The 12,649-nt window shown below is 72.1% G+C and carries 10 protein-coding genes; 7 read left to right on the top strand and 3 right to left on the bottom strand.

Going from position 1 to position 12,649, the window contains the following annotated elements:
- Window positions 1-65 precede the first annotated feature (65 nt).
- The 5 genes from BS83_RS30745 to BS83_RS30725 all read left to right on the top strand — a co-directional run bounded on the left by BS83_RS30745 (window position 66) and on the right by BS83_RS30725 (window position 6,642).
- The gene (locus BS83_RS30745; protein WP_037610187.1) at window positions 66-1,826 is read left to right on the top strand and encodes a GMC family oxidoreductase N-terminal domain-containing protein; all 1,761 of its coding nucleotides are present in this window, start codon (window positions 66-68) and stop codon (window positions 1,824-1,826) included.
- Window positions 1,827-2,113: 287 nt separating this feature from the next.
- Window positions 2,114-3,229, top strand: a complete 1,116-nt coding sequence (locus tag BS83_RS30740) for a phenazine biosynthesis protein (protein ID WP_232248529.1) — start codon at window positions 2,114-2,116, stop codon at window positions 3,227-3,229.
- Window positions 3,229-4,605, top strand: coding sequence for an aldehyde dehydrogenase family protein (locus BS83_RS30735; RefSeq protein ID WP_037606697.1), 1,377 nt, complete (start codon window positions 3,229-3,231; stop codon window positions 4,603-4,605). Before BS83_RS30740 ends, BS83_RS30735 begins: the two co-directional genes overlap by 1 nt.
- A gap of 28 nt (window positions 4,606-4,633) precedes the next feature.
- Complete coding sequence (locus BS83_RS30730; protein ID WP_037606696.1) at window positions 4,634-5,878, top strand: MFS transporter; 1,245 nt, start codon at window positions 4,634-4,636, stop codon at window positions 5,876-5,878.
- 38 nt (window positions 5,879-5,916) lie between these two features.
- Window positions 5,917-6,642, top strand: a complete 726-nt coding sequence (locus tag BS83_RS30725) for an SDR family NAD(P)-dependent oxidoreductase (RefSeq protein ID WP_037606695.1) — start codon at window positions 5,917-5,919, stop codon at window positions 6,640-6,642.
- A 66-nt stretch (window positions 6,643-6,708) separates the two neighbouring features.
- On the opposite strand, the gene BS83_RS30720 is transcribed toward BS83_RS30725, so the two are convergent.
- Both BS83_RS30720 and BS83_RS30715 read right to left on the bottom strand, forming a co-directional pair.
- The gene (locus tag BS83_RS30720) at window positions 6,709-7,182 is read right to left on the bottom strand and encodes a MarR family winged helix-turn-helix transcriptional regulator (RefSeq protein WP_051944363.1); all 474 of its coding nucleotides are present in this window, start codon (window positions 7,180-7,182) and stop codon (window positions 6,709-6,711) included.
- A gap of 171 nt (window positions 7,183-7,353) precedes the next feature.
- Window positions 7,354-8,295: a pseudouridine synthase gene (locus BS83_RS30715; RefSeq protein ID WP_037606694.1), complete on the bottom strand. Its 942-nt coding sequence runs from the start codon at window positions 8,293-8,295 to the stop codon at window positions 7,354-7,356.
- A 531-nt stretch (window positions 8,296-8,826) separates the two neighbouring features.
- Between BS83_RS30715 and BS83_RS30710 the strand changes: the two genes are divergently transcribed.
- Window positions 8,827-10,401: a purple acid phosphatase family protein gene (locus tag BS83_RS30710; RefSeq protein ID WP_051944362.1), complete on the top strand. Its 1,575-nt coding sequence runs from the start codon at window positions 8,827-8,829 to the stop codon at window positions 10,399-10,401.
- Between the two features lie 66 nt (window positions 10,402-10,467).
- Window positions 10,468-11,190 (top strand): pentapeptide repeat-containing protein, encoded by a 723-nt coding sequence (locus BS83_RS30705; protein WP_037606693.1) that lies wholly within the window; start codon window positions 10,468-10,470, stop codon window positions 11,188-11,190.
- Here BS83_RS30705 and BS83_RS30700 read toward each other — a convergent pair.
- Window positions 11,162-12,451 (bottom strand): extracellular catalytic domain type 1 short-chain-length polyhydroxyalkanoate depolymerase, encoded by a 1,290-nt coding sequence (locus BS83_RS30700; RefSeq protein WP_037606692.1) that lies wholly within the window; start codon window positions 12,449-12,451, stop codon window positions 11,162-11,164. The genes BS83_RS30705 and BS83_RS30700 overlap by 29 nt on opposite strands.
- Window positions 12,452-12,649: the final 198 nt, after the last annotated feature.

Genomic DNA, 12,649 nt, shown 5'->3' with positions numbered 1-12,649 from the left:
ACAAGAAGGCGGACAAGAAGGCGGACAAGAAGGCAGACGAGAAGCCGGACCAGAAGCCGGACGGCCTGACCGGAGGCGGGGCGGAGGGCGGGTTCGACTACGACGTCATCGTCGTCGGCTCCGGCTTCGGCGGCTCCGTCTCGGCGCTGCGCCTGACCGAGAAGGGCTACCGGGTCTGCGTGCTGGAGGCCGGCCGCCGGTTCAGTGAGGACACGCTGCCGCGCAACTCCTGGGACCTGCGCAACTATCTCTGGGCTCCGGCGCTCGGGCTGTACGGGATCCAGCGGATCCATCTGCTCGGCAAGGTCATGGTGCTGGCCGGAGCGGGCGTCGGCGGCGGCTCGCTGAACTACGCCAACACCCTCTACGTCCCGCCCGCCGCCTTCTTCCATGACCGCCAGTGGGCCGGCATCACCGACTGGCAGCAGGAGTTGGCCCCCTGCTACGACCAGGCGCGGCGGATGCTGGGCGTGCGGACCAATCCGACGGTCACCGAGGCGGACATCTACCTGCGCACCGCCGGTGAGCGGATGGGCGTGGGGTCGAGCTTCACACTCACCCCCGTGGGCGTCTTCTTCGGTGACGGCAAGGACGCCGACGGCCGCTGCACGGCGGCTCCCGGGGCCGTCGCGCCCGACCCGTACTTCGGCGGCGTGGGCCCCGAACGGCGTGCCTGCGTCGAGTGCGGCGAGTGCATGACGGGGTGCCGCCACGGCGCGAAGAACACCCTCACCCAGAACTACCTGCACCTGGCCGAGCGGTCCGGTGCGGAGGTCAGGGAGCTGACCTCCGTCGTCGAACTGCGCGAGCGGCCCGAGGGCGGCTTCGCCGTGACCGCCGTGCCGACCAGGCGTCGCCGCAGAGGACCGCGGCTGACGCTGACCGCTCGCCGGGTCGTGCTCGCGGCGGGGACCTACGGGACGCAGACGCTGCTGCACCGGACCAGGGCGGCGGGCGGGCTGCCGGCGCTCTCGCCCCGGCTCGGCGAGCTGACCCGGACCAACTCCGAGGCGCTGGTGGGCGCGCTCACCTTCCCCGGCCGCTACCGCAGGGTCCACGGGAAGGGCGCGACGCTCGATCTCACCCGCGGGGTCGCGATCACCTCCTCGATCCATCCCGACGAGAGCACCCACATCGAGAACGTCCGCTACGGCAGGGGCTCCAACGCGATGGCGCTGATGTCCGTGCCGCAGTACCCCGTCGGCGGACGGGTGCCGAAGCCGCTGGCCGCGGCCTGGGCCTTCCTGCGGCATCCGGTGATGGTGGCCCGGACCCTGACCACGTACCGCTGGTCGGAGCGGACCGTCATCGGCCTGGTCATGCAGACGCACGACAACTCGCTGACCACCCGGCTGCGGCGCCACCGCCCGGGACGGGGGCTGCTCACCGCCGAGCAGGGGCACGGCGCGCCCAATCCGGTGCACATCCCGGAGGGCGCGGAGGCGGCACGGCATCTCGCGGAGCAACTGAACGGCTTCGCGGGCACCAATCTGGGGGAGCTGATGGGGATGCCGCTGACCGCGCACTTCCTCGGCGGCTGCCCGATCGGCGCCGATTCCGGGCACGGGGTGATCGACCCGTACCACCGGCTGTACGGCCATCCGGGGGTCTCGGTGGTGGACGGCTCGGCGGTCTCCGCCAACCTGGGGGTGAACCCCTCCCTGACGATCACGGCGCAGGCGGAACGGGCGATGTCGTTCTGGCCCAACCTCGGCGATCCCGACCCTCGCCCGGCCCAGGGCAAGCCCTACGTCCGGCTGGAGCCCGTCGCGCCGCGCGGCCCGGCGGTCCCTGCGGGGGCGTACGGCGAGCTCAGGCTCGGGTAGGGGCGCACGGCAGGCGGCGTACGGAGGACGGCTGGACGGCGGGCGCCGAAACAGGCGGAGCACACAGGCGGGGAGCACCGGTAGCGGCTGAGGCCGCTACCGGTGCTCTGCGTTGCGGCTGGTGGCCGCCGACCCGGGCCCGCAGGAAGTCGACATCGCTGCACAAGATCTGACCTCGCGTCAACCCTGAACGGCCTTGACACCGTTCGCGGGGGAGCTGCATATTGAATCTCGTCAGCACTACTGACTGTCAGGTGTACAGTCGATTCCGTTGGAGCTCCACGCAGATGGGACAGCCCAAGATGGCCGACGACTTCAGTTCCGTTTTCGAGCCCCCGCTCGACCAGACCCCCGATGTCGACGAACTCGTCAGGGCGGCCATGGAATGGCACTTCTCGCCGCTGACCGGCAGTCCGTACTGGGTGGAACGGGCCAAGACCCTGGGCTTCGACCCGCGCAAGGACGTGCAGTCCCAGGCGGACCTGCAGCTGTTCGCGGGGGTCCCGGTCGACTGGAGCAGCATCCCCGCCGACCAGCTGATCCCGCGGGGCAACGCCGGACGGTCGGTCCGGCACGGCGTCTACGAGTCGGGCGGCGCCACCGGCGCACCCAAGCGGATCATCGACGCGACCTCGCGGCGGCGCAACGTCGAGTGGCAGAGCCGGATGCTGGACGAGCAGGGATTCCCCGCCCAGGGCGGGGGCTGGCTGCACATCGGGCCCACCGGGCCGCACATCATGGCCAAGAACATCACCTCGCTGGGCGAGATCCGCGGACATCTCAGCTACTTCGTCGACCTGGACCCCCGCTGGGTCAGGCGCTGCCTCGCCGAGGGCAGGAAGGACGAGTTCCGCCGCTACATCGACCACATCCTCGACCAGGTGAAGGACGTGCTGGCCAGCCAGGACATCCGGCTCATGTCCAGCACGCCCAGGATCCTGGAGACGATCGCCGGCCGCGACGACGTCTACCGGCTGGTGCGGGAGAAGGTGCAGGGCATGATCTGGGGCGGCACCAGCATGGACGCCGAGACCCTGCGGCTGTTCGAGGAGGAGGTGTTCCCGCAGGCGCGCCTGGCCGGGGCCTACGGCAACACCATGATGGGCGTCGCGCCCCAGCGCACCCGCCGCGCGGGCGACGCCGCGCCCTGTGTGTTCCGTCCGTACTACCCCTACACGATCGTCGACCTGGTCGACCCCGACGAGCCCAGCCGGCGGGTGGCCGACGGCGAGCAGGGCCGGGTCGTGGTGACCGCGCTGACGCGGGACCACTTCAACCCGCCCACCCTCGAGCGGGACCTGGCGGTCCGCCAGCCCTCCGCCGACGGGTTCCCCGGGATCGAGCTGTCCGACGTCCGTCCGTACGAGTCGGCGAGCACCACCGTCGTCGAGGGGGTGTACTGATGTCCGGGCGGACCGCGCTGTACGAGATCCCGCTGATCCGCGCGGGGGAGCCCGCGCGCTCGGCCGAGCGGACCGAGCTGTGCGGGGTGGACGGCACCCCGCTGGCCACCGTCCACCTCGCCCCGCCGCTGCTGGCACGGCTGACCGTGGCGAGCGCCCGTGCGGGGGAGGAGAGCACTCCCGATCCGTCCCTGTTACGGCAGGCAGGAAAGCTCTTCGCGACCGCGACCCTGAACGGCCTGTCCCCGCAGGAGTACTGCGATCTGCAGTCCCGCGTCACGGGCGTGCCGGTCACCGTGGCGCGGCACTCGCTGGAGGACGTGGCGCAGACCTTCGCCAACGTGGGCGCGCGGCTCGCCGCCGAACGGCCGCCCGGCACCGAGGACGAGTTCGGTCCCGGGGTGATCTCGGCGGTGTGGGCACGGCGTGGCGACGTGCTGGCGGTGATCGCGCCCAGCAACAACCCCGGCACGCACACCCAGTGGCTCACGGCGCTGGGCTGCGGCTACCGCCTGGTGGTCCGGCCGGGAGCGCGGGATCCCTTCACGCCCGCACGGATGATCGCGGCGCTGCTGGAGGCCGGGGTGGCCCCGCACTACCTGTCGCTGCTGCCCGGCAGCCACGCCACCGGCGACGCGCTGGTCGAGGCAGCCGATCTCAGTCTGGTCTTCGGCGGCGACGCGGCCGCCCGGCGTTACGGGCAGGACCGGCGGGTCATCCTCCGCGGTCCCGGGCGCTCGAAGATCCTGCACAGCGGCGCGATCACCGATCGGGTGCTCGACGTCATCTGTGACTCCGCCGGATTCGACGCCGGCATGCGGTGCACCAACCTCACCGCCGTGTTCACCGACGGCGACCCGGCCGCGCTCGCCGAGGCCGTCGCCGAGCGGCTGGCCCGGCTGGTGGCGGCGCCCCCGCAGTCGCCGGAGGCGCAGCTGCCGGTGCTGCCGCTGGCGGAGGCGCAGCGGCTGCGCACCTACCTGGACGGGCAGCTGGCGGGCGCGGTGGACGTGGCCGCGGCGCACTATCCGGACGGCTCGGTGGCCGATCTGGGCGACGGCTCGGCGGCCCTGCGGCCCGCGGTGCTGCTGTGCGACCGGGTGGACCACCCGGGGTCCAGGATCGAGTTGTCCTTCCCCTGTGTCTGGATCCTGCCGTGGCAGCGCTCGGACGGCTTCGGTCCGCTGCGGGACACGCTCGCGCTCACGATCCTGGGCGACGACCGGACGCTCGCCCAGGAGGCGCTGCGGGAGCGGACCGTCCGCAAGGTGCTGTTCGGGGCCTTCCCCACCTATTCCGCGGGTACCACCAGCCCCCATGACGGCTACCTGAGCCATGACCTGATGGAGGCTCGGGGCTACGGAACGGCCGGCTGACGCCGCACGAGTCCTCAGAAGGAGCACCATGAAGCAGAAACTGCGCGAGCCCAGGAGCCTTCAGGTGCTCTACGCGGGTTCGTTCCTCGGCAACTTCGACCGGATCGTCATCACTCCGCTGCTGCTGCCGGCGGCGAAGGGCCTGCACGTCAGCGTTCCTTCGGTGACCGGTGCGCTCACCGCCTACCTGTTGCTGTTCGGGCTGATGCAGCCGGTCCACGGACTGATCTCGGACGCCGTCGGCCGGGTCAAGGTCATGTGCGGCGCGCTGCTGGGCATGTGCCTCGCGGATCTGCTCTCCGCCTTCGCCCCCGATCTCTGGGTGCTGGTCCTGGGCCGGGCGATCGCCGGGGCCTCGGCCGCGGCGCTGCTGCCGGTGGCGGTGGCGTACGTGGGCGACCGGGTGCCCTTCGAGCGGCGGCAGCGGACCGTCGCGACGGTCCTCGCGGCAGGTGCGGTGGGTACGGCGGGCGCCACGGTGATCGCCGGGGTCTTCACCCACCTGTGGAGCTGGCGTGCCGCGATCCTGCTGGTCGCGATCTGCGCACCGGTGCTCGCCCTGTGGGTGGCCCGGCTGCCCGAGGCCGCCGTGCCGAAGGCGAGCGGGGTGGGCGTCGTCGGCCGTTTCGCCGAGGTCTTCCGCATCCGCTGGTTCCGGTTCCTGGTGGTCTTCGGGCTGATCGAGGGCGCGGCGATGCTGGGATTTTTCAACTTCTTCAACGCGGCCCTGCAGGCCAAGGGGCACAGCGTGCTGATCGCCGGGTTCGTCACCGGCAGCTACGGACTCGCCGCGGTGGCGGGCGGCATGGTGGTGCGGGCCCTCGGCCAACGGGTCTCTGCGGCCACGCTGTTCGCCGTCGGCGGGGTGCTGCTGCTCGCGGGCTACCTGGCCTGCGCCTACACCCAGACGCTGACGACCGTCCTGGTGGCCAGCGTGCTGTCCGGCCTGGCCTTCGCCCTGGTGCAGTCGATCGTGCAGACCTGGGCCACGGAGGTGGCCGAGCCCCGCGCCCGCGGCATCGCCACCTCGCTGGTGGCCTGCGCGGTGTTCACCGGTGCGGCCCTCGCCACCGAGCTGGTCAAGAACTACGCCAACAAGCCGCACTTCGGGCTGCTCTTCGCCGTCGCCGCCGTCGTCACGGTCCCCGTGGCCGTCATCGGGCCGGTGGCGCGGGCGCGCTTCGCGGCCGCGTTCCAGCAGCAGGCGGCGTCCGCGCCGGCGTCGGCCCCGGTCGGCGCCGCGCAGGCCGCCCCGCAGACCATCGCCAACTAGCAAGCGACGAAAGAGAGACATAGGAGAGGAGTGCGCGCATGACGCGGACAGTCCTGGTGACCGGAGGCGGCACCGGAATCGGCAAGGCCGTGGCGGCCGCCTTCGTGAGCGAAGGCGACCAGGTGATCATCACCGGTCGGCGGTCGGAGGTGCTGCACAGTGCGGCCGAGGAGCTCGGCGGCGCGGTGACACCCCTGGTCTGCGACGCCACCGACCCCGAGCAGTTGGCGGCGCTGCGGACGCGGCTGCCGGGCAGCCTCGACGTGCTGGTCAACAACGCGGGCGGGAACCGCGAGTTCGACGGAGCGCCCGTGGGCGACCTGCCCGGCCTGGCCGACACCTGGCGGGCCAATCTGGAGGCGAACCTGATCGGCGCCGTGCTCACCACCGCGGCCCTGGACAAGCTGCTCGTCCGCGGCTCGGCGGTCGTGAGCATCGGCTCCTTCGCCGCCGACCGGGGGGCGGGCTCCTACGGGGCCGCCAAGGCCGCGATGAACGCCTGGAACATCTTCCTGGCACGGCAGCTGGGGCCGAGGGGGGTGAGCTGCAACGTGGTGGCGCCCGGGTACGTCGAGGAGACGGAGTTCTTCCGCGACCGCCGTACCGACCAGTTCCACCAGGAGCGCCTGGCGGAGACCATGGTCGGCCGGGCCGGCCGGCCGGAGGACATCGCGGAGGTCGTGCGCTTCATCGCCTCGCCGGGAGCCCGGCACATCACCGGGCAGGTGCTCCGGGTGGACGGGGGAGTGATCCCCACCCGCTGATGGACCCGCCACACTCTGCCGGCCCTGCCCGGTGCGGATGTCCCGACCTCCGCACCGGGCTCCGGCCTACCCGGCGGCCGGGCTCTCGGAGCCCACCAGCCGGCTGAGCAACTCGCGCAGCATGCCGCGCTCCCCCGGTGACAGCGCCCCGAGGAACCGCTCGTGCACACGGGTGATCTCGTCGCTCGCCCGGTCCAGCGTCTTCGCGCCGCGCTCGGTCACGTGCAGGGCGAAGGTCCGGCGGTCGGTGCCGCGCCGGCGTTCGACCAGCCCGTTGCGCTCCAGATCGTCGATCAGCCCCACGATGGTGGTGCGGTCGATGCGGAGCTTGCTGCCGACCGACCTCTGGTTCAGGCCCGGCTCCGCCACCACGACGTTCAGCACCCCGAACTGACGGAGCGTGAGGGAGAGCGGCTGGAGCGCCTGGTCGGCCAGCTCGCCGAAGCGCTGGCCCGCCTTCCGCAGCAGGAACCCGTGCCAGACCTGCAGCGCCTCGAAGAGAGGCTCGCCTTCGGTGTGGAGCTCCAGGTCTGCCGTCACGGTCCGAACCCGCCTCTCAAGGGTGATCGTGCACAGAATACGTCGGGCGGTGTGCGGCCCGCACGCCCGTGCGCCGGAACGGCGTTCGCCCTCCACGGCCGTCGAGCCGATTGTCAGCATAGGGGACAGTCGGAGCGCGGGCAGCCGGCCCGGGCGCGGACCTCTGCGGGCTCAGACTCCGGGTGGCTGGTCCGTCCAGGCGGAGAGTCGCCGACGGCTGCGGAAGCGCATCGGCGCGCCGGTCAGCGGATCGGTGAACTCCAGAACAGAGGCCAGCAGTTGCAGCGGGTCGGTGAAGTCGTCCGGAGCGGGCTCGTCCCGGACGACGGGGTAGACCGGGTCGCCCAGGATCGGGATGCCGAGGCCGCTCATGTGCAGGCGCAGCTGGTGGGTGCGCCCGGTGGCCGGCAACAGCCGGTAGTGACCCAGGCCGCCGCGGTGCTCCAGCAGTTCGATGCGGCTCTCGGCATTCGGCTCCGCGTCCGGTACTTCGTGTGCGGCGATGATGCCGCGTTCCTTGACGATATGACTGCGAACCGTCGTGGGAAGCTCGAGTGCGGGCCGGTACCGGGCGACGGCCCGGTACTCCTTGTGGACCCGCCGGTCGCGGAAGAGCGTCTGGTACGGGCCCCGGTGGGCGGGCTGGACCACGAAGAGCGCGAGGCCGGCGGTCAGCCGGTCCAGCCGGTGCGCCGGGCTCAGCTGCGGCAGCTCCAGGTCGTGGCGCAGCCGCGCCAGGGCGGTCTCGGTGACGTGGCGGCCGCGCGGCGTGGTGGCCAGGAAGTGCGGCTTGTCGACGACGACCAGCCGCTCGTCGCGGTACAGCACCTCGACGGGGAAGGGGACGTGCACCTCGGGCGGCAGTTCCCTGTGGAACCAGAGGTGGCCGCCGGGCCGATAGGGCGCGTCGGGCGGCACGGGACCGTGCTCGTCGTGGATCTCGCCGCCGGCGAGCATGGCGTCGAGCTGCGCGGCGGGGACGGTGGGGAGGCGGTCGGCGAGGTAGGCGCGCACGCCGGACCAGTGGCCGTCGAGGGGGAGTCGCAGCCGGACCGGGTCGATGCCCTGGCGCTGCGGCAGCGGCGAGGGCGGCGCAGGGCGTTTGCGTCGCATGGGTCCAGCCTAGATCCGTGGACAACAGCGGGCGGCCTGCGGCGCGAGGCGGTGATCACGAGGCCGAAACGGTGTCGCGGACAGGCGGGAGAGTGGCGGTCCACCCCCGTAGTCCGGCACCGGCCTTGACCTTCCGCTCGCCCGAGGGCCGCCCGTGTCGTCGTTCAACTCGCTGAGGAATATATCAGGCGAATCAACCGAATTGGACACTTGGGGCAAACTGCCTGCGATTTGGGACCTACGTCAACGTACCACCCACGACATCACCTTCCGGTGGCGGAGTGTCGGTGTTGCGCTCGCCCGTGCCCACAGGTGCGCCTCCGTCCGTTCACCTCCGCGTCGCCGAGCGGGGCAGTGCCCGGCACGGGCCGCCCCTAGCGTGTTCGCGTCTCCGCCAGTCCGCCACACTCTTGGGAGCCCCAGGTGACCGATGCGAACGACGCGACCCCGCCCATCGCCCGCAGGGGGGACGGCCAGTCAATCCAGGCTGACGATTCGTCAAGGCATGTTGACCGACGCACCGCTCTCCGCATGGTCGGCGCGGGCGGAGCCCTGGCCGTCGGCGCGTCGCTGATCGGCGCGGGCACCGCCGCAGCCGCCGCGCCCGCCCTCGCGCCCGCCGCGGCCGGTGCTTCGGGGCCCGGCTCCCCGCTGCTGCTCACCGCCCCCGAGGCGCTGGGCGCGCCGCCGGTCGAGGGCCTGCACCTCACCTTCGGCGAGGACCCCGCCACCCAGATGACGGTGAGTTGGATCACAGAGACGCCGGTGCGCGACCCGCGGGTGAGCTACGGCACATTCGACGGCGGCCACGGACGCACCGTCGCCGCCGAGAGCGTTGACTACGTCGACGGGGCCAGCGGCCGCACGGTCCACGTCCACCACGCCCGTCTCACCGGCCTGCACCCGGACAGCTCCTACACCTACGCCGCGCTGCACGCGGGCGGGCGCCCCGACGCCGGCACCTTCCGCACCGCGCCCCGCGGCCGCCACCCGCTCACCTTCACCAGCTTCGGCGACCAGTCCGTCCCCACCACCGTCTGGCAGCCGGACGGTAAGGGCGGCTTCACGGTCGTGGACGCCGGCATCGGCTCGCCCGCCTCCGCGGACATCGTCGCCGGCATCGAGCAGGTCGACCCGCTGTTCCACCTGCTCAACGGCGACCTCTGCTACGCCAACATCAGCGCCGACCGGTTGCGCACCTGGCAGGGCTTCCACGCCAACAACTCCCGCTCCGCCCGCTACCGCGCCTGGATGCCCGCGGCGGGCAACCACGAGGACGAGCACGGCAACGGCCCGATCGGCTTCTCCGGCTACCAGGCCCGTTTCGCGCTGCCGAGGAACGGCTCCAAGGACCCCGAGACGGCGGGCCTGTGGTACTCGTTCACGGCCGGCTCGGTCCACGTGGTCGTGCTGCAGAACGACGACGTCGCACTGCAGGACGGCGGCGACAACTACGTCAACGGCTACAGCGGGGGCGCGCAGCGCGACTGGCTGGAGGCCGACCTGCGCAGGGCCCGCGCCGACGACCGGATCGACTGGGTCGTGGTCTGCATGCACCAGGTCATGATCAGCTCCGCCGACGCCAACGGATCGGACCTGGGCCTGCGCCAGATCTGGGGGCCGCTCTTCGACCGCTACGGGGTCGACCTGGTCCTCTGCGGCCACGAGCACCACTACGAGCGCTCGCTGGCGGTGCGCGGCGTGGTGAGCGGCAGCGAGACGTTGACGCCCAACCCGGTCTCGACCGCGACCGACTCGATCGACACCTCGCTCGGCACCGTCCACATGGTCCTGGGCGGCGGCGGCACCTCCGCGCCCTCCAACGGCAAGCTCTTCGCGCCGGACAAGGGCAAGGTGCTCACCGGCGTGGGCGCGGTCGGCGCGAACGGCAAGCGGCCCCCGGTCTACGTCTTCGAGGAGACCCCGTGGTCCGCCTCGCGCGACGCCGACCACGCCTACGGCTTCGCCGCCTTCACGGTCGACCCCGGCAACCACCCCGGCGACACCACCCGGATGCACGTCACCTACTACAACATCGGCCAGCCCGACGGCGCGGTCACCCCGCTGGAGAGCTTCGTGCTGCACCGCAGGCGCAGCGACGGCTGAGGACGCGCGGCCGGGCGCGACGGGAGGCTCCCGGGGGTTGTCGGTGGGGGCGGCTAGCCTGCGGGCATGCCGTCACCACAACCGCCCCGCGTCCCGGCCCCGCGCGAGCTCGCGGACCTTCCCTTCGCCCCGCACCTGCGCCGCTTCGCCGGCGGCGGGCTCGGGGTGGAGGCCTCGTTCGACACCGTCCACATCGACGGCGCCTCCTTCGAGGACGAGCGGGCCGACGGCGTCGGGTTCCTCGAAGCGGCGCTCTCGGCCGTGTCGTTCGAGTCGGTCCGGCTGCGCCGGGCCCGGTTCAACGACGTCTGGCTCCAGGGCGTCCGCATGGTCGGCTGCGACCTCGCGGAGAGCGGCTGGCTGGACGTCGAGGCGATCGGCGGAGTGCTCGCGGGGCTGGAGTTCCACAGTGCCTCGTTGCGGCGCGTGGTCTTCCACGGCTGCAAGTTCGACTCGGTCAACCTGCGTGGCGCCAAGCTCCACGAGGTCGTCTTCCACGACTGCGTGCTGCGCGAGGTTGACCTGTCCGGGGCCGCATTGACCGGCTGCTCCTTCCCCGGCAGCCGTCTGGAGCGGATCCACCTCCACGAGGCGAAGCTCGTGGAGGTGGATCTGCGCGAGGCCGCCGGCCTGGATCCGGCCGACGGCGTCGACGCGCTGCGCGGCGCGGTGGTGACGCCGCTGCAGGTGCTGGAGCTCGCACCCGCGCTGGCGGAGGCGCTCGGACTGATCGTCCGGGAGCCGGGGGAGAGCCTGACGGCTAGGCGGGGCAGCCGGAGTCGGCGATGACGTAGTAGCCGGCCGAGGTCTCCTCCAGGGTGTGGCTGTAGAAGACGTTGTCCAGGCCCAGGCTCGCGTTGGAGCCGTTGGCGTAGGCGATGCCGCCCACGTCGTGGGCGCGTCCCGCGGTCACCTGGTAGTAGTTGGCGGCCGTGTAGCAGGTGGGGGTGTAGCCACCGGACGGCGAGGGCGAGGCGGTCGGGCTGCCGCTCGGGCTCGTACTGGGGCTGCTGCTGGGCGTCGGGCTGGGCGAGGCGGTGGGGCTGGACGAGGCGGACGGGCTGCCGGTCTGGTCCAGGCCCCAGAAGAGGGCGGTGTAGTAGGAGGAGCAGATCGTGTTGAGGAAGTACGCGCCGGTCTGACCGCACTGGGCGGTCCCCGAACCGGGGTTGACCGCGAGGCCGTGGCCCATGCCGGAGATGGAGTACACCTCGACGGCCGGTCTGCCGTTCGCGTCGTCGTAGACGCTCTCGGTGGTCCCACCGGTGAGCGACTGCGTGCTGCTCGGGGTCTGGCCGATGCCCCAGACGTTGGTCCACTGGTCCCGGAGCTCGGTCGCGTTGACCGGGTAGACGGTGTAGTCGGAGGTCCCCTGCCAGACGGCGACGCGCGGCCACGGGCCGGTGTAGCCGGGGTCGGAGTTGCGGACCTTGTCGCCCCACTGGGCGGGGGTGAGGTTCTGGTTGTTCTGCTGGCACCCGGACGCGGCGCTCTGCGAGGTGGCGCACTGGGCCGGCAGACCGGAGTCGACCGAGCCGCCGGCGAAGACGTCCGGGTAGTCGGCCAGCAGGTCCGCGGTCATGCCCGCGCCGGCGGACAGGCCGGTCACGAAGACGCGCTTGGCGTCCGAGCCGTACTGCGCGACGGCGTGGTCGACCATCGACTTCACGGACGCGGCCTCGCCGTTGCCGCGGGTGTCCTTGGTCGAGTCGAACCAGGAGAAGCAGGACAGCGAGTTGTTGCTGCTGCTGGTCTGCGGGAAGACGACGGCGAAGCCGTAGCGGTCGGCGAGTTCGGCCCATCCGGAGTCGTTGTAGTAGTCCGTGGCCGTCTGCGTGCAGCCGTGCAGCGCGACGACGAGCGGCGCGCCGCCGTGCAGGCCCGCGGGCGCGTACTCGTACATGGCGAGGTTGCCGGGATTGCTGCCGAAGCTGCTCACCTGGGTGAACGAACCCGAGTTGGCCGCGGCCGAACCGGGCAGGGCGATCAGGCCGACGACGGTCAGCACGGAGGCGGAGGCTGCGGCGAGGGCCGCGAGACGGAAGGACATGTCGGGCTCCTGGGGTGGGGGAGTGGCCACCCGGAAGGTAGGAGCGGACGCGGACGCTCCGACATGTGTCGGCCCCCCACAGCGGCGTTTCGCACTATGGCCGGTTGCACTACTCAGGGGCGCGAGGAACCGCGCGACGAGCCACCGGCGTGCGGATGGTCCTCATCGGACAGGGCCATCCGCACAGGGTGGTTGCTC

Source organism: Streptacidiphilus rugosus AM-16, assembly GCF_000744655.1.
GTDB classification, from domain to species: domain Bacteria; phylum Actinomycetota; class Actinomycetes; order Streptomycetales; family Streptomycetaceae; genus Streptacidiphilus; species Streptacidiphilus rugosus.
Note: the sequence above shows the minus strand (reverse complement) of the source record. Positions and strands in the feature narration are given on the sequence as shown.